The sequence below is a fragment of the Streptomyces sp. NPDC058145 genome (assembly GCF_042884245.1).
In the GTDB taxonomy this organism is placed as follows: domain Bacteria; phylum Actinomycetota; class Actinomycetes; order Streptomycetales; family Streptomycetaceae; genus Streptomyces.
In genome coordinates this window covers 26,549-48,481 of the sequence record NZ_JBHVUH010000001.1, presented here as the reverse complement: position 1 = coordinate 48,481, position 21,933 = coordinate 26,549, and the positions used below count along the sequence as shown (strand labels likewise).

Here is a 21,933-nt window from a genome sequence, read left to right as displayed (position 1 = left end):
GTTCGTGGTGACGGCCCCTTCACTGGGAGGAAAGCCCGTTTCGGGGATTCTCTGGAGGCGGACCATGACTGGCAGATGGACACGGGGAGCGGCGGGCGTGGTCCTCGCCGGGGTCGTCGCGGTCGCGGCGGCGGGCTGCTCCGACAGCAACTCCGGCAACACGTCGGGCGCAGCCAGCAAGGCGGCCTCGGCGGCCTCCTCCGCGGCCTCCTCGCTCGCCTCGAAGGGGTCCGACGCACTGGCCTCGGCCTCGGCGGAGGCCCGGCAGAAGCTCAACGGCGTCAAGAACGGAGTGAAGGCCAAGGACGACGTGACGCTCGGCACCCCGGCCGTCGGCAACGACGGCAAGGCCACCGTCAAGGTGAGCGCCAAGAACACGGCGTCCTCGGCCAAGTCCTTCGCCGTCCAGGTGAACTTCACCGACAAGAACGGCAGTCTGCTGGACGTGACGGTGGTGACGCTCAAGGACGTGGCGGCCGGCTCCACCGGCGACGCCACCGCCCAGAGCAACCGCAAGCTGACCGGCGACGTGCACACGGTGGTCAACGCGGCGCTGCGGTACTGACCTCGAGCCCGCGCGAGCGGGCCGGGCTCAGTCCAGTTCCAGGCGGTCCGCCAGGCCCGCCCGCTCGAACGCGGCGACGACCTCCTCACGGCCCTCGGTGAAGTGGGACCAGCTGTCGCAGTGGGCCGGGATCACCCGGCGGGCGTCGAGGAGGCGGGCCGCGGTCGCGGTGCCGGCGCCGTCGAGGACGAGGAGGGCGTCGTCGAGGACGGGCAGCCGGGGGGCGCCGGCGAACAGCACCGCGGTGTCGACGGGGGCATACCGGTCGGCGATCTCCTGGACCAGCTCCAGTGAGGCGTTGTCGCCGCTGACGTAGACGGTGGGCAGGCCGGCGGAGGTCAGCACGAACCCGGTGACCTCGCCCACGATCGGCTCGCAGCCCCTGGGGCCGTGCAGGGCGGGCGCCGCGGTGACCGTGACGGTGCCGCCGCCGGGGCGGGGCAGCTCGGCGGACTGCCAGGGGGCCAGCGCGCGGGCGGTGCCGCCGAGGCGGCCGGCGGCGCTCGGCGTGGTGAAGGTGCGGGGCACCTCGGCGAGCAGGGCGCGCCCGGCGTGGTCGAGGTTGTCGGCGTGCTGGTCGTGGGAGAGCAGGACGGCGTCGACGGGGCCCAGCCCGTCCGGGCCGATCCGGGGCGGCGCGGTCTTGGTCAGGACCCGTCCGCTGGGCGCCGGGTAGTCACCGGGCGCGTCGAACGTGGGGTCGGTGAGGAAGCGCAGCCCGCCGTACTCGATGAGGACGGTGGGCCCGCCGAGGACGCGGACGGGGACCGGGATCGGCCCGCTGGTCGGGTCGGGGGCCGGTACGGCGGCAGCCATGACACACCTCTCGGTCGTCTCACGGATGAGTGACACCTCATCCGTGAGACGACGTTAGCCCTTTCTCACGGATGGCGGCAAGCCTTACCATGAGGGCCATGAACGCGAGCGTGCAGGAAGAGCCGGGCCCGCCGCCCGCCCCCGGCGCGGAGCGGTATCCGGCCCTCGACCTCGCCAACAGCGCCGTCACCCTGCCCGGCGGCCAGGTCGCCGACCCGCTGGGCACACCGGCCGGGGCACACCGGTGGCTGGTGGCGCACGGTCTCGCCCCGGCCGACACGGTGCTCCGCGAGACATGCGCGGAGCGGCTGCGCGCCCTGCGCGAGCGGATCCGCCCGCTGCTCGCCTCCCGGGTCGACGGCCGGCCCGCCCCCGCCGACGCCCTGAGCGCCGTCAACGACGCGCTCACCCGGGCGCCCGCGGCCTCACTGCTGCACTGGCACCCCGACCGCGGCCTGTACCGGGCGGCCGCCCACCCCACGACACAGATCGTCGAGCACGCGCTCGCGGCCCTCGCCGCCGACGCCGCCGACCTGCTCACCGGCCCGGACGCCGACCGGCTCACCGCGTGCGGCTCCGCCCCCTGCAACCGCTACCTGCTCCGGCACGGCCGCCGCCACTGGTGCTCCACCCGCTGCGGCGACCGCGCCCGCGCGGCCCGCGCGTACGCCCGCCGCACCCGGTCCGACGAGACATAGCCGACACGCCTCGTGCGACGGCGCCCGCGTTCCCGGCCATATCGTGGATCCCCGAACGCCAACTGCCACACGTCTGTTCATCGGGGGACACCATGCGGGACACACACACGGAGCCGGCCCCGGCCGCGCGGCTCGCCGTAAGCGGGCTTGCCCCTACGCTGACCGTGCTGGTCGTCAGCCTCGTCGTCGCCGCCGTCGGCGTCTACGAGCTGTGCGGTTTCGGTCTGCACAGCCTCGACCGGCGTCCGCACCTGTTCAGCGACGGCCTCGCCACCGGCGGGGTGATCGTCGCCGCGGTGGCGGCCGGGGCCGCTGTGGGCAACCTCGCCTGGACACTGGCGGCGGCCCGGCGCGGCGCGGACGGCTCCGGATGAGAACCTGTGCACCTGATGTGCGCACCTTTGCACCCGCGTTAACCTACGAGCTGTAGGGTCGGCGTCGCCCCGTCCCCTCCCCCAAGGTGCCCGTCACCATGCCCGCACGACAGCCGAGCCTGGCCTCCCCACAGGCTCCCGCCCAGCACACCCCCCGCCCCGGCTCCCCCGCCCCGCCGGCCGGTGACGGCCGGCTGAGGAAGCGGGCGGCGGCGTCCACCGTCTGGTACCTGCGACTGCAGGCCGCGCTCAACATCCTCGCGGTGCTCTCCCTGCCCTTCCGCGAGGAGGTGCACGAGCACAACGTGGGCTCGTTCTTCACGCCCTACCTGGCCACCGCCGGCCTGGTCTCGGCGTTCCTCGCCCTCTTCCTCGCCGTGGTGATGCGCCGCCGCAAACGAGCCGCCTGGGTCTTCAACCTCCTCCTCGCCGGCCCGCTCTTCTGCCTCTACGTCCTCGCGCTCACCCGCGCCCCCTACGGCGAGCACCTCTTCAACTGGCTCTCCGCCGCCCTCACCGGCCTGTTCGTGGCCGCCCTGCTGCTCGGCCGGCGCGAGTTCGACGCCATCGGCGACCGCTCCAACCCGCGCCTCGCCCTCGCCGTCGGCACCGGCGGCGCCCTGGTCAGTGCCACGCTGGGCACGCTGCTGGTGCGCGAGACGAACCGGATTCCCGGCGCCACGCTCAAGGAGGAGATCTCCTACACCCTGCTGCGCGGCATCAGCGTCGGCCCGCTCGCCGACCGCGTCGACACCGTGGACGCCCCCCGCTGGGCGGACATGACCGTCAACATCCTGATGGCCGCGACCTTCCTCCTCGTCCTGTACGCCTGCTTCCGCGCCCCGCGCGGCGCGTGCCTGCTCGGCGCGGAGGACGAGCGGCGGCTGCGGGCGCTGCTCGGCAAGCACGGCGAACGCGATTCCCTCGGCTACTTCGCGCTGCGCCGGGACAAGGCCGCCATCTTCTCGCCGAGCGGCAAGGCGGCCGTCACCTACCGCGTCGTCGGCGGGGTCAGCCTGGCCTCCGGCGACCCCATCGGCGACCCCGAGGCCTGGCCCGGCGCCATCGACGCCTGGCTCGCCGAGGCCCGCCGGCACGCCTGGGCCCCGGCCGTCATGGGCGCGAGCGAGGACGCCGGCACCGTCTACTCCCGGCACGGCTTGGACGCCCTCGAACTGGGTGACGAGGCGATCGTCGAGCTGGCCGACTTCACCCTGGAGGGCCGCGCCATGCGGGCGGTCCGCCAGGCCCACAAACGGGTCCGCCGGGCCGGTTACACCGTCCGCATCCGCCGTCACGAGGACATCCCCGACGACGAGATGGCCCTCCTCGTCGACCGCGCCGACCACTGGCGCGACGGCGCCACCGAGCGCGGCTTCTCCATGGCCCTGGGCCGCCTCGGCGACCCCGGTGACGGCCGCTGCGTGATGCTGGAGTGCCGCGACGCGAACGGCGTCCCCCGGGCCCTGCTGAGCTTCGTCCCCTGGGGCGAACACGGCCTGTCGCTGGACCTGATGCGCCGGGACCGCGCCTGCGAGAACGGCCTGATGGAGTTCATGGTGGTGGAACTCCTGCTGCGCGCCGAGGAGTCGGACGTCCAGCGGGTGTCCCTGAACTTCGCCATGTTCCGCTCGGTCTTCGAACGCGGCTCCCGCCTCGGCGCCGGTCCGGTGCTGCGCCTGTGGCGCTCGGTCCTCACCTTCTTCTCCCGCTGGTGGCAGATCGAGTCCCTCTACCGCGCCAACGCCAAGTACCGCCCGCTGTGGGAACCCCGCTTCCTGCTGTTCGCCAAGAGCAGCGACATCCCCCGCATCGGCCTGGCCAGCGCCCGCGCGGAGGGCTTCCTCACCCTGCCGGTGCTGAGGGGGCGGTCGTAACACGGTCGGGCCCGTCGCTCCCCGGCGCCATGCCCGGTCCCGGCGCCCGGGGAAGCGCGGCCCGGACCGCCTCGGAAACGGTCCGGCTCAGCCGGACGGCGTGACCGGGGACCACACACCCATCCACTGCTCGGCGTCCCACGCCTCGAACCGCTGCACCTCGGTGAACCCCAGCTTCGCCGCGAGGCGCATCGAGCGGTCGTTGGCGGTCTGGGTGCAGAGCACCACCGGCTCGCCGGGAAGCGCGCCGGCGAACCAGCCGAGCGCCGCCGCGCACGCCTCGGCGGCGTAGCCGCGGCCCCATGCCCGCGGCAGGAACAGGTAGCCGATCTCGGTCTCCCCTACATCCCGGCGGGCGTGCCCCGAACCGCTCGTGCCGTGCGGTTTGAGCTCGATCATGCCGATCATCGTTCCGCCGAGCTCGATCACGAAGAGGCCGGGGCGCCTGTCGGGCGTCTCGGGCAACGCGCGCTCGCACTCGTCACGCGGTCGAGGGCCACCGAGGTAGGTGTGCACCTCGGGCGAGCTGAGCAGTTCGACGAACGCCGCACGGTCCCGGGCCTCGGGCTCGCGGAGCACGAGCCGCTCGGTGCTGATCGGGGCGGGTGGCCAGGCTATGGAACCGAGTTCAGGCATGACGGGCAACGTATCGCACGCCCGTGGGAGCGATCCGGGCGGCCGCCGCGCTCACCGCACCCCCACCGTCCGCAGCACGGTGAGCACCAACGCCCGGGCCATCTCGGTCACTTCGCGCAGGGACACGCGCTCGCGGCGGTGGCGGCAGGGAGCCCTCCCGCCGAAGGCGAAGCCGGGACGGCGCCCCCGCGAAGAGCCTCACGCGCCCCCGGCGCCGACGATCCCGCCCCCGACCGTGAAGCCGATGACCGCTCCGCCGCCCTCCCGCCGGTAGGCGAACGGCGCCCCGCCGTGGGCCATGGCGACCTCGCGGACGATGGACAGGCCCAGGCCCGAGCCCGGCAGGGACCGCGCGTCGGCGGCCCGGTAGAAGCGGTCGAAGATACGGATGAGGTCGCCCTCGGCGATACCGGGCCCCCGGTCGAGCACCTCGACCCGGACCGTTCCCGGGCGCGCCGGACCGGTGACGGCGATCTCGATCGGTTCCTGGCCGCCCCGGTCGAACTTGGCCGCGTTGTCGACCAGGTTGGACAGCGCCCGCTGGAGCATCCCGGGCCGCCCGTCGGTACGCGTGTCGCCGCTCGCGCGGAGCACGATCTCCCGGCCGGTACGGCGCTTGGCCAGCCCCAGCACGTCCTCGGCGATGTCGGCCAGGTCGACCTGCTGCGGCGGCTCGCTGTCGGACTGCCCGGCCGCGAGGTCGACCAGCTCGTTGACCAGGTCGGTCAGTTCCCGGGCCTCCTGGGTGAGGTCGGCGACGAGTTCCTCCCGGGTGGCGGGCGGCAGTTCGTCGATCCTGCGCAGCAGCGAGATGTTCGTACGCAGTGAGGTGAGCGGCGTCCGCAGCTCGTGCCCCGCGTCCTGGACCAGCCGCCGCTGGTCCTCCTCGGACTGGGCGAGGCGGCCCAGCATGCGGTCGAAGGCGCGGCCGAGCCGGCCCACCTCGTCCAGCCCGGCGACGGGCACCTCGATGCCCAGCCGGCGGGTGCGGGCCACGTCCTCGGCGGCGGAGGTGAGGATGACCAGGCGCCGGGTGATCCGGCGGGCCAGCCACCAGCCGAAGAGGCCCGCGGCGACCACGACCGCCGACATCAGGATCAGCGTCCGCTGCTGCAGCGCCCGCAGCAGGTCCTCGGTGTCGCTGAACTCCTGGGCGACCTGCACCGCGCCCTTGCCGTCGCCGAGCGAGACGGTGGCGATGCGGAACAGGTCCTCGCCGACCCGGACGTCCTTGTGCTCGACCACCCGGCCGGCCGTCCGCGCCCCGGACACGGCCCGGTCCCGGGCGGTGACCGGCAGCACCGGGCTGCCGTGGTCGACGATCTCCCCCCGTGCGCCCAGCACCTGCACATCGGTCCGGGCCGGCCGGACCAGATCGTGGCCGGGCCGGGAGGAGGAGAAGTCCTCCGGGACCATCTCGTGCTGCCGCACCTCGTCCCGCACGTCGGACACGACCTGCGTGAACACCGACTGCTGGTCGACCCGGACCAGGCGGGCGGCGGAGCTGTAGGACAGGATGCCGACGAGGATGGTCACGGCGGCGGTGACGGCCGCGAAGGACACCGCGAAGGTGGTCCGCAGGGAGACCAGCCTGGGCCGGGGCCCGGCCCCGGACCGCCGGCCGCGGCCCACTAGTCCTCCCGCAGCACGTAACCCACGCCCCGCACGGTGTGGATCAGCTGCGGGGCGCCGGGCTCGTCCAGCTTGCGGCGCAGATAGCCGACGTAGACGGCCAGGTTCTTGGAGCCGGGGCCGAAGTCGTAGCCCCAGATCCGGTCGTAGATGGTGGAGTGGTCGAGCACGATCCCGGCGTTGCGGACCAGCAGTTCCAGCAGCTCGAACTCGGTGCGGGTCAGCTCCAGCTCGCGGCCGCCCCGCCAGGCGCGGCGGGCCTGCAGGTCCATCCTGATGTTCGCGGCGCCCACCTGCCGGTCGGAGACCTGCGCGTCCCGGCCGCCGTCACCGGGGGGCGTCGCGCCGGCACCGCCCGTCGGCACCGGACTGGTGCGGCGCAGCAGCGCCCGCAGCCGGGCGAAGACCTCCTCCACGTCGAAGGGCTTGACCACGTAGTCGTCGGCGCCGGCGTCCAGGCCGGCGATGCGGTCGGCGGTCTCCACCAGGGCGGTGAGCATGAGGATCGGGGTGCGGTCGCCCTCGGCCCGCAGCACCCGGCAGACCTGGAGCCCGTCGATGCCCGGCATCATCACGTCCAGCAGCAGGACGTCCGGCGGGGTCCGGTGCGCCTGGGCCAGCGCCTCGACCCCGTCGGCGACGGCCGTCACCTCGTAGCCCTCGAGCGTCAGGGCACGCTCGAGGGCATGGCGGATGGCACGGTCGTCTTCGGCGAGCAGCACAGTCTGGGGCACGTCCCCAGTCTGCCAAGGCCGCCGGCGGTTCGGTCGGGCCAGGCGGGCCGACGATCACCCTTTTTACCGCGCTCTCACCGTCACAGCGGCGACCGCGTCAGGCGCCGGCGGCGCCGAGCCGCGCGAGCTGCTGCTCGAACGGCACGACCCGGGGCCCGTCCACGGGGTCCGCCCCGGCCGCGGACAGCCCCGCCATGAGCCCGGCCAGCTCCCCCGCCGCCCGCTCGATCCGCTCGGCCAGCCCCTCGGCTCCCCAGTCCTCCGAGGCGGCGTAGACACCGGTGGGCACCACCACGGCCCGCAGGTACGCGAACAGCGGCCGCAGCGCGTGTTCCAGTACCAGGGAGTGCCGGCCGGTACCCCCGGTGGCGGCGATCAGCACCGGCTTGCCGGTCAGCGCGTCCCTGTCCAGCACGTCGAAGAAGGACTTGAACAGTCCGCTGTACGAGGCACTGAACACCGGCGTGACGACGATCAAACCGTCGGCTCCCGCCACCGCGTCCTGCGCGGCGGCCAGGGCCTTCCCGGCGAACCCGTTGGTGAAGTTGTACGCGATCTCGACCGCGAGGTCCCGCACCTCGACGACCTGGACGTCCACCGGCCCGCGCCGGTCCACCGCCGCGGCCAGCCGGTCGGCCAGCAGCCGGGTGGAGGAGGGGACGCCCAGTCCCGCCGACACGACGACGAGCTTCAGGCGGTCGCTCATACGGTGGCCGCCTCCTTCGCGGTGAGCAGGGCCTGGTGGGTCGGCGCGGCCGGCACGTCCGCCGGGCGCCCCTTCGCGAACTCCTCGCGCAGCACGGGCACGACCTCCTCGCCCAGCATGTCGAGCTGCTCCAGCACCGTCTTCAGCGGCAGACCCGCGTGGTCCATCAGGAAGAGCTGGCGCTGGTAGTCCCCGGCGTACTCGCGGAAGGACAGCGTCTTCTCGATCACCTGCTGCGGCGAGCCCACCGTCAGCGGGGTCTGCTCGGTGAAGTCCTCCAGCGACGGGCCGTGCCCGTACACCGGCGCGTTGTCGAAGTACGGCCGGAACTCCCGTACCGCGTCCTGCGAGTTGCGGCGCATGAACACCTGGCCGCCGAGCCCGACGATCGCCTGCTCGGGCGTGCCGTGCCCGTAGTGCGCGTACCGCTTCCGGTACAGCTCGACCATCCGCTTGGTGTGGTCCGCGGGCCAGAAGATGTTGTTGTGGAAGAAGCCGTCGCCGTAGTAGGCGGCCTGCTCGGCGATCTCCGGCGAGCGGATCGAGCCGTGCCAGACGAACGGCGGCACGCCGTCCAGGGGCCGCGGCGTGGAGGTGAATCCCTGCAGCGGGGTGCGGAACTTGCCCTCCCAGTCGACGACGTCCTCGCGCCACAGCCGGTGCAGCAGGGCGTAGTTCTCGATGGCGAGGTCGATGCCCTGCCGGATGTCCTTCCCGAACCACGGGTACACCGGTCCGGTGTTGCCGCGCCCCATCATCAGGTCCACGCGTCCGTCGGCCAGGTGCTGCAGCATCGCGAAGTCCTCCGCGATCTTCACCGGGTCGTTGGTGGTGATCAGGGTGGTGGAGGTGGAGAGGACGAGCCGCTCGGTCCGCGCGGCTATGTAGCCGAGCATCGTCGTCGGGGACGAGGGCACGAACGGCGGGTTGTGGTGCTCGCCGGTGGCGAAGACGTCGAGCCCGACCTCCTCGGCCTTGAGCGCGATGGCGACCATGGCCTTGATCCGCTCGCGCTCGGTCGGCGTCCGCCCCGTGGTGGGGTCCGGCGTGACGTCGCCGACGGTGAAGATCCCGAACTGCATGGCCACCCTCCAGGTTGTTGATTGTTCAACTATAGCCCTGGAACGGTCCCCGCCCCGCCGCTATTCCCCCGCCGCCGCCCGGCCGGCTCAGGCGCGCCGCTCGCGCAGCCGGGCGATCTGCTCCCAGCCGAAGTCCACCGTGCGCTCCATGTGCCGCACGATCACCGCCAGCTCGGTGTCGTCCAGCTCGTCGAAGAGGGAGAACCAGTCACCGGCCAGCGAGTCCCACAGCCGCCCGAACTCGGCGATCCGCTCCGGCACGGTCGCCACCAGCACCCGCCGCCGGTCCACCTCGTCCCGCCGCCGCACGACGTAGCCCGCCCGCTCCAGGCGGTCCACCAGCCGGGTCGCCGATCCCGTGGTCAGCCCGGTCAGCTCCGCGACCCGGCCCGTGGTGACCGGCGCCTCCTCCAGCGTGAGCAGGTTCAGGCACTGCAGATCGGTGGGGTGCAGCCCGATCCGGTCGGCCACGGCCTGGTTGAACAGGGCGTAGGAGGCCATGTACCGCCGGGACACCACGGACAGCTCCGCCAGCAGCCCGGACCGCCCGGTCCCCTTCCCGGCCATGCCGCACTCCCCTTCGTCCGCGTGGTGCAGTGATCGTACGACCACGGACCCGGACGCCCGGAAGGCGAACGCCTGCCCGGTGTCGGAGGGCGCGAACGCCTCCCCGGTCTCAGAGGGCGTACGCCTCCCCGATCTCAGAAGGCGCACGCCTCCCCGGTCTCAGAAGGCGCACGCCTCCCCGGTCTCAGAAGGCGTACGCGTCCCCGGTGTCGAGGACCAGCACCTTCAGCCGGTCGTTCGTCCGGTCCCGGTCGACGGCGCCGCCGAGCCAGGCGGTGTCCACCTCCAGCGTCACCGCGGCCGGCTGCTCCTTCAGCCGCACCGCCACCGTGAGCCGCTCCCCCGCCGCGTCCACCGCCAGCGCGCCGATCCCGCACACCACCGTCCGCTCGTCCGTGCGCGCGCACCCCTGGGGCAGCCGCTGGGTCTCGGCCAGCGGCACCGACCAGCGCAGCAGCACGCTCGCGTCCGGCGTCGCGGCGGGCCCACCGTTGCGCGGGGTGAGGGAGACCTCCACCCGGTCCCCGGTCATCACGGCGCTCCCGTGCAGCGCCAGATCGGCCTCGGGCACCGGAACCGCCCCGGCCGGCCCCGCCCCGCCCCCGGCCACCACCAGGGCACCGCACGCACCCAGCACCCACGACCTCATCCGCATGCCGTCCCACCTCGCGCTTCCTGTCCGTGTCCGCCGTACGGATGTATGCCACGGAAACGGAGGGACAGGCGCCCTCCAACAGGTGACACCACACCCGCGTGCGAAGCTGCCGCCATGCCGGTCCTCCGCTCCGCCGCCCTGTTCGTCGTCGCCGCACTGTTCGAGATCGGCGGTGCCTGGCTCATCTGGCAGGGGGTGCGCGAACACCGCGGCTGGCTCTGGATCACCGGCGGGGTCCTCGCCCTCGGCGCCTACGGATTCGTCGCCACCTTCCAGCCGGACGCCCACTTCGGCCGCATCCTCGCCGCCTACGGCGGGATCTTCGTGGCCGGGTCGATCCTGTGGGGCGTGGTCGCCGACGGCTACCGCCCCGACCGCTGGGACATCACCGGCGCGCTGATCTGCCTGGCCGGGATGGCGGTCATCATGTGGGCGCCCCGGAACGGCGCCTGAGGGCTCACTTACGCTGGACGGAACCGATCCGACGCAGTCCCAGGAGCAGCCCATGGCCACCGCAGCCCCGTCCGCCGCCTCCCGCATCGCCGTCGTCACCGGTGCGAGCAGCGGTATCGGCGCCGCCACGGCCCGGCAGCTCGCCCGGGCCGGCTACCGCGTCGTCCTCACCGCCCGCCGCAAGGACCGCATCGAGGCGCTGGCCGAGGAGCTGAACACGGCCGGCCACTCGGCGGCCGCCTACCAGCTCGACGTCACCGACCGCGCGGCGGTCGACGAGTTCGCGTCGGCCTTCCGGACGATCGGCGTCCTGGTCAACAACGCCGGCGGCGCCCTCGGCGCGGACCCGGTGGCCAGTGGCGACCCGGCCGACTGGCGCACGATGTACGAGACGAACGTCATCGGCACCCTCAACGTCACCCAGGCGCTGCTGCCCAGGCTGGAGGCGAGCGGCGACGGAGTGGTGGTCGTGGTGTCCTCCACCGCCGGCCACGGCACGTACGAGGGCGGCGGTGGCTATGTCGCCGCCAAGCACGGCGCCCACGTCCTCGCCGAGACCCTCCGCCTGGAGATCGTCGGCAAGCCGGTCCGCGTCGTGGAGATCGCGCCCGGCATGGTGAAGACCGAGGAGTTCGCGCTGACCCGCTTCGCCGGTGACACCGACCGGGCGGCCAAGGTCTACGAGGGCGTGGCCGAACCCCTCACCGCCGACGACGTGGCGGAGACGATCACCTGGGCGGTCACCCGCCCCAGCCACGTCAACGTCGACCTCCTCGTGCTGCGCCCGCGCGCCCAGGCGTCCAACACCAAGGTGCACAGGGAGTCGTGATGCCCGACGAGGACTCGCTGGAGAAGCGCCGTCTGGCCGAGGAGACGAGGAACGAACGCCAGGTCTGGTACTTCCTCGCCTACTTCCTCTTCGGCATCCACTTCGTGGCGTTCGTCATGATCTACGCCGTGCGCCACGCGAAGTAGCCCGCGCCCGCCTCCTCCCCGCACGGTTCCGCCATTCGGACGCGGCCGGCTGGCCCATGCCCGTACCTCGCGATGTCGTGGTCCCGGACGGCCGCCGTCCGGAGTCGGTCGCGTGAGCGGCACCGGACGCCCGGCCGTGAAGGGAGACGGCATGGACATGGCCGGGGTCATACCGGGGCGCAGATGCTGGACCGCGGTCGTCGCGGTGATGGTGGCCTGTTCGACGGTCCTGACCGGAACGGACCGCGCGGCGGCGGGCGGACCGCCGGCCCCCACGGCGCCCGTCCCGCGCCTGGACTGGCAACCCTGCGTCCCAGGCGGCCCGTTCGACTGCGCGACCGCGACGGTGCCGCTGGACTACGGCGACCCCGGCGGCCGCACCGTCGAACTGGCCCTCGTACGGCACCGGGCCACCGGCCCCGGACGGCGCGTCGGCACCCTGTTCTTCAACCCCGGCGGACCCGGCGGCCCCGGCACCGTGCAGATGCCGCAGAACTACGGGCTCTTCCCGCGCGAGGTGCGGGAGCGGTTCGACATCGTGAGCTGGGACCCACGCGGCGTGGGCAGCAGCACCGCCGTCGACTGCTTCGCCACCCGGCAGGAGGCCACCGCGTGGACGGCGAGCAAACCGGCCGGCGTCCCCGTGGGCGCGAAGCAGCGGGCGGACACGATCGCCGCCTACCGCGACCTGGCCCGGCGCTGCGCCCAGCGCGATCCCGAACTGCTGCGCCATGTGTCCACCACGGACTCCGCCCGCGACCTCGACCTCCTCCGGCAGGCGGTGGGCGAACCGCGGCTGACCTACCTCGGCATCTCCTACGGCACGTTCCTGGGCGCCACCTACGCCAACCTCTTCCCCGGCAAGGTCCGCGCCATGACCCTCGACAGCAACGTGGACGCCCGGGCGTACGCGGACGGCGCCCTCGGCGACGCCCCGCTCACGACGTTCCTGCGGCTCGGTTCGGACCGCAGCGCGGCGGAGGTGCTGGAGCGGTTCCTCACCCTGTGCGGGAGCACCACCACCGCCCGCTGCGCCTTCTCCGCGGGCGGCGCGCAGGCCACCCGGGCGAAGTTCGACGAGCTGATGCGGCGGCTGCGGACGCACCCCCTGGGCGACTGGACCTACGGCCGTACCGCCGCGGCGGTGGTGACCGGTCTCTACGTCGTCGATCCCGGGTGGACCGATGTCGCCCGCGCCCTGCAGCGCCTCTGGCAGGGCCGCGTCCCGGAGCAGGCGCAGCGCCCGGCCGCGCAGCCGGTCCCGCACCCGGATCCCTACCTGGGTGACGAGCAGGCCGCCGCGGTGCTCTGCGGAGAGAGCCCCAACCCCCGTTCCCCCGGCGCCTACCACACGCTGGAGGAACAGGCCGCCGCCCGCGCGGGCGACGCCGGACGCGTCTGGGCCTGGGCCGCCGCGGCCTGTGTCTCCTGGCCGGCCGTCGCGGCCGACCGCTACAGCGGCCCCTGGAACCGCCCGACAGCCCGACCGCTGCTGCTGGTCGGCACCCGCTACGACCCCGCCACCCCCTACGCGGGCGCGCGGGCCCTGGCCGGAGAACTGGCCGACGCCCGGCTGCTCACCCTCGACGGCTACGGCCACACCGCGCTGATCAACCCCAGCGCCTGTGTCGCCAGGTACGAGAGCCGCTACCTGATCGACGGCACGCTCCCGCCGCCCGGCACGACCTGCCGGCAGGACACGGCACCGTTCCCCGCGCCCACACCGGTCGGCGGTGTAGCCACCGGCGGCGGAGCACTGGCCCGCGACCGCTCCTGAGCGGTCGTCAGCCCTTGACGCAGACGACCTGCTTCAGCTTGGCCACGACCTCGACGAGGTCCCGCTGCTGGTCGATGACCTGGTCGATCGACTTGTAGGCGCCCGGGATCTCGTCCACCACTCCGGAGTCCTTACGGCACTCCACACCCCGGGTCTGGTCCTCCAGGTCCTTGGTGGAGAACCGGCGCTTGGCCGCGTTGCGGCTCATCCGCCGACCGGCGCCGTGCGAGGCGGAGTTGAAGGACCGGTCGTTGCCGAGGCCCTTCACGATGTAGGAACCGGTGCCCATCGAGCCCGGGATGATCCCGTACTCGCCGGAGCCGGCCCGGATCGCTCCCTTGCGGGTGACCAGCAGATCCATGCCCTCGTACCGCTCCTCCGCCACGTAGTTGTGGTGGCAGGAGATCTCCGGCTCGAACACCGGCTTCGCCTTCTTGAACTCTTTGCGGACCACGTCCTTCAGGAGCGCCATCATCAGCGTGCGGTTGTACTTCGCGTACTCCTGCGCCCAGAACAGGTCGTTGCGGTAGGCCGCCATCTGCGGGGTGTCCGAGACGAAGACGGCGAGGTCGCGGTCGACCAGGCCCTGGTTGTGCGGGAGCCGCTGAGCCACGCCGATGTGGTGGTCGGCGAGTTCCTTGCCGATGTTGCGGGAGCCGGAGTGCAGCATCAGCCAGACGGCGCCGGTGGTGTCGGTGCACACTTCGATGAAGTGATTGCCCGACCCCAGGGTGCCCATCTGCTTCACGGCCCGTTCCTCGCGGAAGTGCACCGCCTCGGCGACCGTGCCGAACCTCTTCCAGAAGTCGTCCCAGCCCGACGTGGCCAGCCCGTGGAACTGCCCGGGTTCGGCGGGATCGTCGTGCATCCCCCGCCCCACCGGAATCGCCTGCTCGATCTTCGACCGCAGCCGGGACAGGTCGCCCGGCAGGTCGTTCGCGGTCAGCGAGGTCCGCACCGCCGACATCCCGCAGCCGATGTCCACGCCCACCGCGGCCGGGCACACCGCGCCCCGCATCGCGATGACCGAGCCGACGGTCGCGCCCTTGCCGTAGTGGACGTCCGGCATCACGGCCAGGCCCTTGATCCACGGCAGGGTGGCGACGTTCTGGAGCTGGCGCAGGGCCACGTCCTCCACCGTCGCCGGGTCGGTCCACATCCGGATCGGCACCTTCGCGCCCGGCATCTCCACGTACGACATGGGTTCCTCATTCCCCCGAAAACAACAACAAAAGACTTGAAGAGCAGCAAAACGCAAAAGCGACGACAAGGTCTATGAAATGGGACAGGGGACCGTCGTTCACGGCAGTGCGTGCGGTACACATTGTCTCCAGGGAGCGCCCCGCGGCGGCAAGCGAATAACCAGCGGGGACACTGGAACACCCAGCGAGCAGAGACCGTCGAGAGGAGCCCGACCGTGCAGCGGAAGGCGTATGTGACCGGCACCGCCGCCCTCCTCGTGGCGCTGCTGGCCGGCTGCACGAGCGGTTCCGGGGACGACGGCCCCACCGACAACGTCAACCCGGGCAACGCCGGTACGGCCACGCCCGCCGCCCAGCCCGGCAAGTACCGCAGCCTCCCCGAGCCCTGCGGGGCGGTGGACCACGACGCCCTCGACACCCTGCTGCCGGGCATCGGGCAGATCACCGACCAGGACCAGCGGGAGAAGGCCTACCAGGGCGAGGCGACGCTCACCTACAACACCGACCGCAAGGTGGGCTGCCGTTGGAAGGCGTCGTCAGGCGCCGCCACCGACCGGCTCGCGGTCGACTTCGAGCGCGTGGTGTCGTACGACAACGCGGTCAGCGACGACGACCAGGCGCAGAAGCTCTTCCTGGACCAGGAGACGGCCGCCGACCTGCCCGAGCCGAGCGCCCCCGCCTCCGCCACCCCCACGACGCCCACCCCAACGGCGAGCGGGGGCGACGATGCCTCCCCGTCCGCCTCGGAGTCCCCCTCCGGGTCCGCTACGGAGTCCTCCTCCGGCGCCGCCGGCGCCCCGCCGGCCGAGCTGCAGCCCCGGGTGCTGCCCGATCTCGGTGACGAGGCGTATCTGGACGACCAGCTGAACACCTCCGGCTCGACGGCCGAACAGCGGATGGTGACTGTGGTGTTCCGCACGTCCAACGTCGTCGTCACCATCGAGTACGAGGAGCAGCCGATGGCGACGGGAACGGTCCCTGACAGCAAGGAACTGCAGGACAGGGCCCAGAAGCTGGCCTCTCAACTGGCTGACGCGCTGGGCGGATGACGGCCTCGGCGGGCTGCCGCGGCACCACCCGCGAAGCGCGTGAAGGGAAACCGCACAGCTCCTTCACCGCGTACCGTGGGGCCCCGCAGGAACCCGCACGAACACCGAGTGTCACGAGTGAAGGAACCATGCAGCGAGCAGCCCAGCGAAACGACCGTGCCCATGACCAGCGAGCCAAGCGTCTGCGCCGCGCCCTTGTCTGCGCAGCGGCCGTTCCCGCGGTGCTGATCACCGCCGCCTGCTCCTCGGACTCCGGCGACTCCACGGACAAGGGCGGCGAGAGCGCGCGGCCGACCGCCGGCAGTGGTTCGGCGACGCCGTCGGCGAGCGTGTCCCCGACCGTGCGGCCCGCCGCGTACCACAAGCTCCCCGAGTCGTGCGCGGCGCTGTCGAAGAAGACCCTGACCGATCTGGTGCCGAAGGGCGCCAAGTCGGGCAAGGAGGGCAGCAGCGACGACACCGCGACCCGTTCCTCCTGCTCCTGGAACAGCCTGGACAACAACGGCGTCAAGGGCTCGCAGTTCCGCTGGCTGAACGTCTCCATGCTGCGCTTCGACTCGGACACCAACCGGGGCTCCGGGGACAAGCAGGCGCACGCCTACCTCACTCAGCAGGTCGAGGACGCCAAGAGCGTCTCCGGCGCGAAGAACACCAGGACGGAGCCGGTCGCCGGGACGGGCGCCGAGGCGACGCTGGTGGGCTACGACCTGAAGAAGAAGGAGGGCACCTTCAAGCAGCAGACGGTGGTCGCCCGGGTCGAGAACGTCGTCGTCACGCTCGACTACAACGGCGCCGGCCTCGCGGGCGAGAAGACCCCGAGCGCGGACGACCTGGCGAAGGACGCGCAGAAGGCCGCCAAGGAGGCCATCGCGTCCATCTCGGCGGCCAACAGCGGAGGTTCCGGTTCCGGCGCGTCCTCGGGCGGCAGCGCGTCCCCGTCCAAGTCCGCCTCGAAGTCCCCCTCGAAGCAGGCGTCCAAGTCGCCCGCATCCAGCGCTTCTCCGTCCAAGTCGGCCGCGAAGAAGGGCTGACCCGCGTCACGTGCGCCGCACACGTGTGCCACTCTGTTGCGCGCAACAACACGCAATGGGAGGGGATGACGAGTGGCCGCGCCAATGCAGCTGACTCGGATGCACCGCATACTCATCGGCGTGGTCGTGTCCGGCGCGCTGATCATCGCCGGCATCGGCTTCGCCGGTTCCTACGCGGCAGTCCGTGAGCTGGCCCTCAAGAAGGGCTTCGGGAACTTCTCCTATGTGTTCCCGATCGGCATCGACGCGGGCATCTGCGTCCTGCTCGCCCTGGACCTGCTGCTGACCTGGATCCGCATCCCCTTCCCGCTGCTGCGCCAGACGGCGTGGCTGCTGACGGCGGCGACGATCGCCTTCAACGGCGCCGCCGCCTGGCCGGATCCGCTGGGCACGGGCATGCACGCGGTGATCCCGATCCTGTTCGTGGTCGCCGTCGAGGCGGCCCGGCACGCCATCGGCCGGATCGCGGACATCACGGCGGACAAGCACATGGAGGGCGTCCGGCTCACCCGCTGGCTGCTCTCCCCGCTGCCCACGTTCCTGCTCTGGCGCCGCATGAAGCTGTGGGAGCTGCGCTCCTACGACCAGGTGATCAAGCTGGAGCAGGAGCGCCTGGTCTACCGGGCCCGCCTGCACTCCCGCTTCGGCCGCGCCTGGCGCCGCAAGGCCCCGGTCGAGTCCCTGATGCCCCTGCGCCTGGCCCGCTACGGCGTCCCCCTCACGGAGACGGCCCCGGCGGGCCTGGCGGCGGCGGGTATCGAACCGCTGCTCATACCGCCGGCTCCGCAGCCCCAGCCGCAGCCCCAGTTGACCGCTCCCGACGCCACCGGGGCCGCGGGCAGCCGTGCCGCCGGGGCGGCGCCCGTCCCGCAGCAGGCGGCGCCTCCCGGCCGGCAGCGCCCCGAGCCCCCCGTGGACGAGGAGAGCCCCTGGTTCCAGACTCCGCGCGAGGTGGACTACCACGGCGGCTACGACCCCGCCTTCACCCCCGTCCCGGACCCCCAGTACGTCCCGGAGGAGGAGTACGAGGGCTGGTACGACGAGCAGCCGGTGGAGCAGTTCCAGCAGCCCTCCCCCGAGGAGACCGGCAGCTTCCCGATCCCGGTGGGCCCCAACCGCACCCGCGAGCTGGGCGAGGGCGGCGGCACCCCGGAGCCGGACGAGGCGGCGTACTACCAGATCTTCCGTCAGTCGATCGACGGCAGCTATCCCACGCCCCGCGTGCTCGGTGACAACATCGAGGCGACGTACGGCACCACGCTGAGCCCCGGCGCCCTGAAGGACCTCGCGGAACGCTTCCAGCAGCGCCACTCGGCGGAGCTGGAAGAGGACCACATCGCCTAGCGGCTGCGCGCGAAGGCGCGCGCGAGAGAAGACGTGTGAAAGAGGGGCCCCCGTGACGAGGGCCCCTCGCTCGTGTCCGCTTGGCTCCCCCTACTCCCCGAGCAGGGCCCGCACGCGCTCCTGGCCCACGGCGAGCAGCAGGGTGGGCAGTCGCGGCCCGGTGTCCCGGCCGACCAGCAGGTGGTACAGCAGGGCGAAGAACGACCGCTGGGCCGTCTTGATCTCCGGCGGCAGTTCCTTGGGCGTGGCGTCGGCCGCGAACCCGGCCTGCACCTTGGGCACGCCGTAGACGAGGTGGGTCAGCCCGTCCAGCGACCAGTGCTCGGCGAGCCCGTCGAGCAGCAGCCGTACCGACTGCTGGGAGGCCTCGTCGAGGGACTTCAGCAGCTCGGCGTCGGGCTCGTCGCGGACGATGGTGCGCTGGTCGGCGGGGACGTGGGTGTTGATCCACGCCTCCGCCTTGTCGTACCGGGGCCGCGCCTCGTCCAGCGAGCCCAGGGGCTGCTCGGGGTCCAGCTCGCTGAGGATGCGCAGCGCCTGGTCCTCGTGCCCCGCGGTGATGTCGGCGACGGACGCGAGCGTGCGGTACGGCAGCGGACGCGCGGTCCGCGGCAGCTCGGCGGCGGCCGTGCCCACGGCCCGCGTGTACGCGGCGACGTCGCCCGGCAGCGCGGCACCGTCGGCGACCTTGGCCGCCAGCTTGTCCCACTCGTCGTAGAGCCGCTGGATCTCCTGGTCGAAGGCGATCTTGAAGGACTGGTTCGGCCGGCGCCGGGCGTACAGCCAGCGCAGGATCTGCGGCTCCATGATCTGCAGCGCGTCGGCCGGGGTCGGCACGCCACCGCGCGAGGACGACATCTTCGCCATGCCGGAGATGCCGACGAAGGCGTACATCGGGCCGATGGGCTGCTTGCCGCCGAAGATCCCGACGATCTGCCCGCCCACCTGGAAGCTGGACCCCGGGGAGGAGTGGTCGACGCCGCTCGGCTCGAAGATCACGCCCTCGTACGCCCAGCGCATCGGCCAGTCGACCTTCCAGACCAGCTTGCCGCGGTTGAACTCGCTCAGCCGGACCGTCTCGGTGAATCCGCAGGCGGTGCAGTTGTACGCCAGCTCGGTGCTGTCGTCGTCGTAGGAGGTGACGGTCGTCAGGTCCTTCTCGCAGTTGCCGCAGTAGGGCTTGTACGGGAAGTAGCCGGCGACGCCGGAGCTGCCGTCGTCCTCGGCGGCGGCGCCCGAGCCCTCCTCGGCCTCCAGCTCCGCCTCGTCCACCTGCTTCTGCTGCTGCTTCTTGGCGGGGGCCTTCTTCGTCCGGTACTGGGCGAGGATCGCGTCGATGTCGCCGCGGTGCCTCATGGCGTGCAGGATCTGCTCGCGGTAGACACCGGAGGTGTACTGCTCCGTCTGGCTGATCCCGTCGAACTCCACGCCCAGCTCGGCCAGCGAGGCGACCATCGTGGCCTTGAAGTGCTCCGCCCAGTTCGGGTACGCCGACCCCTTCGGCGCCGGCACCGAGGTCAGCGGCTTGCCGATGTGCTCGGCCCAGGACTCGTCGACGCCCGCGATCCCGGCCGGGACCTTGCGGTACCGGTCGTAGTCGTCCCAGGAGATCAGGTGCCGGACCTGGCGGCCGCGGCGGCGGATCTCGTCGGCGACCAGGTGCGGGGTCATGACCTCGCGCAGGTTGCCGAGGTGGATCGGGCCGGACGGGGAAAGACCGGACGCGACGACCACCGGTTTGCCGGGGGCCCGTCGCTCCGACTCCTCGATGACGTCATCGGCGAAACGGGAGACCCAGTCGGCGGTCTCGGTGCTCTGAGCCACGATCGGCACGTCCTTCTTTCTGAACGCTTCTTGAACGGGGTGACCGTCTCATTCTCCCAGACCGCCTCGCGACCGGGAAAACCCCTTTGCCCCCCATGGGATACTGGCCGGGTCTATCCATCCCCACGAGGAGAACGGCACCCCTTCCTATGGCCTCGGTCACGTCCCTCAGCGATTCCGTCGAGCAGCGCCTCGCGTCCGCCCTCTCGGCCACCCTGCCGGAGGCCGCCGGCGCGGACCCGCTGCTGCGACGAAGCGACCGGGCGGACTTCCAGGCCAACGGGATCCTGGCGCTCGCCAAGAAGGCCAAGGCCAACCCGCGGGAGCTGGCGGCCCAGGTCGTCGCCGGGGTCGAGTCGGGTGACGTGATCAAGGACATCGAGGTCTCCGGACCCGGCTTCCTGAACATCACGGTCTCCGACCGGGCGATCACCTCGAACCTGGCCGCGCGGTACGCGGACGACACCGGCCGCCTCGGCGTGCCGCACGCCGCTGTCCCCGGCACGACGGTGATCGACTACGCCCAGCCGAACGTGGCGAAGGAGATGCACGTCGGCCATCTGCGCTCCGCGGTGATCGGCGACGCGGTCGTCCAGCTCCTGGAGTTCACCGGCGAGAACGTGGTCCGGCGCCACCACATCGGCGACTGGGGCACCCAGTTCGGCATGCTCATCCAGTACCTGGAGGAGCACCCGCACGAGCTGGACCACAAGGACACGCAGGTGAGCGGCGAGGAGGCGATGTCGAACCTCGACCGCCTCTACAAGGCCGCGCGCCGGCTGTTCGACTCCGACGAGGAGTTCAAGACGCGGGCCCGTCGCCGGGTGGTCGACCTGCAGGCGGGCGACCCGAAGACCCTCGCCATGTGGCAGAAGTTCGTGGACGAGTCGAAGATCTACTTCTTCTCCGTCTTCGAGAAGCTGGACATGGAAATCCTCGACTCCGACATCGTCGGCGAGTCCGGCTACAACGACATGCTCGCGGAGACCTGCCGGCTCCTGGAGGAGTCCGGCGTCGCGGTCCGCTCCGAGGGCGCGCTGTGCGTCTTCTTCGACGACATCAAGGGCCCGGACGGCAACCCGGTCCCGCTGATCGTGCAGAAGTCGGACGGCGGCTACGGCTACGCGGCGACCGACCTCTCCGCGATCCGCGATCGCGTCTTCAACCTGAAGGCGAACACGCTGCTGTACGTCGTCGACGCCCGTCAGGCGCTGCACTTCAGGATGGTCTTCGAGACCGCCCACCGGGCCGGCTGGCTCAACGAGGACGTCAAGGCGCAGCAGCTCGCGTTCGGCACGGTCCTCGGCAAGGACGGCAAGCCGTTCAAGACGCGTGAGGGCGAGACGGTCCGTCTGGTCGACCTGCTGGACGAGGCGATCGAGCGCGCGTCGGCCGTGGTCCGCGAGAAGGCCCAGGACCTCTCCGAGCGGGAGATCGCCGAGCGCGGCGGCCAGGTGGGCATCGGCGCGGTGAAGTACGCGGACCTGTCGACGTCGGCGATCCGGGACTACAAGTTCGACCTGGACCAGATGGTCTCGCTCAACGGCGACACCAGCGTGTACCTGCAGTACGCGTACGCCCGTATCCAGTCCATCCTGCGCAAGGCCGGCGAGGTCCGCCCGGCCGCGCACCCCGAGCTGGAACTGACGGAGGCCGAGCGCGCGCTGGGCCTGCACGCGGACGCGTTCGCGGAGACGGTGCGGGAGGCGGCCACGGAGTACGCCCCGCACAAGCTGGCCGCGTACCTGTACCAGCTCGCGTCGCACTACACGTCGTTCTACGACAAGTGCCCGGTGCTGAAGGCCGAGACGCCGCAACTGGTGGAGAACCGCCTCTTCCTGTGCGACGTGACGGCCCGCACCCTGCACCAGGGCATGGCCCTGCTGGGCATCAGGACGCCCGAGAAGCTCTGACGGCGGTGTCCGCACCGCGGCGG

General features: G+C 72.2%; 22 protein-coding genes. 12 read left to right on the top strand and 10 right to left on the bottom strand.

Annotation, left to right across the window (positions count from 1 at the left end; genetic code table 11):
* The first annotated feature begins 64 nt into the window (after positions 1-64).
* Positions 65-565: a hypothetical protein gene (locus tag ACFVVO_RS00245; protein WP_390050745.1), complete on the top strand. Its 501-nt coding sequence runs from the start codon at positions 65-67 to the stop codon at positions 563-565.
* Between the two features lie 27 nt (positions 566-592).
* Here the strand turns inward: ACFVVO_RS00245 and ACFVVO_RS00240 are convergent, their stop codons facing one another.
* Positions 593-1,381, bottom strand: coding sequence for an MBL fold metallo-hydrolase (locus ACFVVO_RS00240; protein WP_390050744.1), 789 nt, complete (start codon positions 1,379-1,381; stop codon positions 593-595).
* 89 nt (positions 1,382-1,470) lie between these two features.
* Here ACFVVO_RS00240 and ACFVVO_RS00235 point away from each other — a divergent pair, with 89 nt between their 5' ends.
* From ACFVVO_RS00235 to ACFVVO_RS00225, 3 genes are all read left to right on the top strand, one after another.
* Positions 1,471-2,079 carry a CGNR zinc finger domain-containing protein gene (locus tag ACFVVO_RS00235; protein ID WP_390050743.1) on the top strand — a complete coding sequence of 203 codons (609 nt, stop codon included), beginning with the start codon at positions 1,471-1,473 and terminating at the stop codon, positions 2,077-2,079.
* Positions 2,080-2,171: 92 nt separating this feature from the next.
* The gene (locus tag ACFVVO_RS00230) at positions 2,172-2,453 is read left to right on the top strand and encodes a hypothetical protein (RefSeq protein WP_390050742.1); all 282 of its coding nucleotides are present in this window, start codon (positions 2,172-2,174) and stop codon (positions 2,451-2,453) included.
* Positions 2,454-2,551: 98 nt separating this feature from the next.
* Positions 2,552-4,330, top strand: a complete 1,779-nt coding sequence (locus ACFVVO_RS00225; protein WP_390050741.1) for a phosphatidylglycerol lysyltransferase domain-containing protein — start codon at positions 2,552-2,554, stop codon at positions 4,328-4,330.
* Positions 4,331-4,417: 87 nt separating this feature from the next.
* Here the strand turns inward: ACFVVO_RS00225 and ACFVVO_RS00220 are convergent, their stop codons facing one another.
* The 7 genes from ACFVVO_RS00220 to ACFVVO_RS00190 form a co-directional block, all read right to left on the bottom strand.
* Positions 4,418-4,966: a GNAT family N-acetyltransferase gene (locus ACFVVO_RS00220; protein ID WP_390050740.1), complete on the bottom strand. Its 549-nt coding sequence runs from the start codon at positions 4,964-4,966 to the stop codon at positions 4,418-4,420.
* A 198-nt stretch (positions 4,967-5,164) separates the two neighbouring features.
* The gene (locus ACFVVO_RS00215; RefSeq protein WP_390050739.1) at positions 5,165-6,598 is read right to left on the bottom strand and encodes an ATP-binding protein; all 1,434 of its coding nucleotides are present in this window, start codon (positions 6,596-6,598) and stop codon (positions 5,165-5,167) included.
* Positions 6,598-7,332: a response regulator transcription factor gene (locus ACFVVO_RS00210; RefSeq protein ID WP_390050738.1), complete on the bottom strand. Its 735-nt coding sequence runs from the start codon at positions 7,330-7,332 to the stop codon at positions 6,598-6,600. The genes ACFVVO_RS00215 and ACFVVO_RS00210 overlap by 1 nt, the downstream gene beginning before the upstream one ends.
* Before the next feature lie 97 nt (positions 7,333-7,429).
* On the bottom strand, positions 7,430-8,026 hold the full coding sequence (locus ACFVVO_RS00205) for an FMN reductase (RefSeq protein ID WP_390051532.1): 597 nt from the start codon (positions 8,024-8,026) through the stop codon (positions 7,430-7,432).
* Positions 8,027-8,034: 8 nt separating this feature from the next.
* On the bottom strand, positions 8,035-9,120 hold the full coding sequence (locus ACFVVO_RS00200; RefSeq protein WP_390050737.1) for an LLM class flavin-dependent oxidoreductase: 1,086 nt from the start codon (positions 9,118-9,120) through the stop codon (positions 8,035-8,037).
* An 87-nt stretch (positions 9,121-9,207) separates the two neighbouring features.
* Positions 9,208-9,687, bottom strand: a complete 480-nt coding sequence (locus ACFVVO_RS00195; protein ID WP_390050736.1) for a MarR family transcriptional regulator — start codon at positions 9,685-9,687, stop codon at positions 9,208-9,210.
* Positions 9,688-9,871: 184 nt separating this feature from the next.
* Complete coding sequence (locus ACFVVO_RS00190) at positions 9,872-10,342, bottom strand: hypothetical protein (protein ID WP_390050735.1); 471 nt, start codon at positions 10,340-10,342, stop codon at positions 9,872-9,874.
* 114 nt (positions 10,343-10,456) lie between these two features.
* Between ACFVVO_RS00190 and ACFVVO_RS00185 the strand changes: the two genes are divergently transcribed.
* The 4 genes from ACFVVO_RS00185 to ACFVVO_RS00170 all read left to right on the top strand — a co-directional run bounded on the left by ACFVVO_RS00185 (position 10,457) and on the right by ACFVVO_RS00170 (position 13,547).
* A complete protein-coding gene (locus tag ACFVVO_RS00185; RefSeq protein ID WP_390050734.1) occupies positions 10,457-10,795 on the top strand; it encodes a YnfA family protein in 339 nt (112 codons plus the stop codon).
* A gap of 52 nt (positions 10,796-10,847) precedes the next feature.
* Positions 10,848-11,624: an SDR family NAD(P)-dependent oxidoreductase gene (locus tag ACFVVO_RS00180; RefSeq protein ID WP_390050733.1), complete on the top strand. Its 777-nt coding sequence runs from the start codon at positions 10,848-10,850 to the stop codon at positions 11,622-11,624.
* On the top strand, positions 11,624-11,770 hold the full coding sequence (locus ACFVVO_RS00175; RefSeq protein WP_358928494.1) for a hypothetical protein: 147 nt from the start codon (positions 11,624-11,626) through the stop codon (positions 11,768-11,770). The genes ACFVVO_RS00180 and ACFVVO_RS00175 overlap by 1 nt, the downstream gene beginning before the upstream one ends.
* Positions 11,771-11,882: 112 nt before the next feature.
* The gene (locus ACFVVO_RS00170) at positions 11,883-13,547 is read left to right on the top strand and encodes an alpha/beta hydrolase (protein ID WP_390050732.1); all 1,665 of its coding nucleotides are present in this window, start codon (positions 11,883-11,885) and stop codon (positions 13,545-13,547) included.
* Positions 13,548-13,554: 7 nt separating this feature from the next.
* On the opposite strand, the gene ACFVVO_RS00165 is transcribed toward ACFVVO_RS00170, so the two are convergent.
* Entirely contained in the window at positions 13,555-14,748 is a 1,194-nt protein-coding gene (locus tag ACFVVO_RS00165; RefSeq protein ID WP_390050731.1) for an RtcB family protein, read from the bottom strand.
* A 216-nt stretch (positions 14,749-14,964) separates the two neighbouring features.
* Here ACFVVO_RS00165 and ACFVVO_RS00160 point away from each other — a divergent pair, with 216 nt between their 5' ends.
* The 3 genes from ACFVVO_RS00160 (at position 14,965) to ACFVVO_RS00150 (ending at position 18,173) form a co-directional block, all read left to right on the top strand.
* A complete protein-coding gene (locus ACFVVO_RS00160; RefSeq protein WP_390050730.1) occupies positions 14,965-15,798 on the top strand; it encodes a DUF3558 domain-containing protein in 834 nt (277 codons plus the stop codon).
* 128 nt (positions 15,799-15,926) lie between these two features.
* A complete protein-coding gene (locus tag ACFVVO_RS00155; RefSeq protein ID WP_390050729.1) occupies positions 15,927-16,829 on the top strand; it encodes a DUF3558 domain-containing protein in 903 nt (300 codons plus the stop codon).
* A gap of 99 nt (positions 16,830-16,928) precedes the next feature.
* Entirely contained in the window at positions 16,929-18,173 is a 1,245-nt protein-coding gene (locus tag ACFVVO_RS00150; protein WP_390050728.1) for a DUF2637 domain-containing protein, read from the top strand.
* Positions 18,174-18,263: 90 nt separating this feature from the next.
* On the opposite strand, the gene lysS is transcribed toward ACFVVO_RS00150, so the two are convergent.
* Complete coding sequence (lysS, locus tag ACFVVO_RS00145) at positions 18,264-20,006, bottom strand: lysine--tRNA ligase (protein WP_390050727.1); 1,743 nt, start codon at positions 20,004-20,006, stop codon at positions 18,264-18,266.
* A 140-nt stretch (positions 20,007-20,146) separates the two neighbouring features.
* Here lysS and argS point away from each other — a divergent pair, with 140 nt between their 5' ends.
* The gene (argS, locus tag ACFVVO_RS00140) at positions 20,147-21,910 is read left to right on the top strand and encodes an arginine--tRNA ligase (RefSeq protein ID WP_390050726.1); all 1,764 of its coding nucleotides are present in this window, start codon (positions 20,147-20,149) and stop codon (positions 21,908-21,910) included.
* Positions 21,911-21,933: the final 23 nt, after the last annotated feature.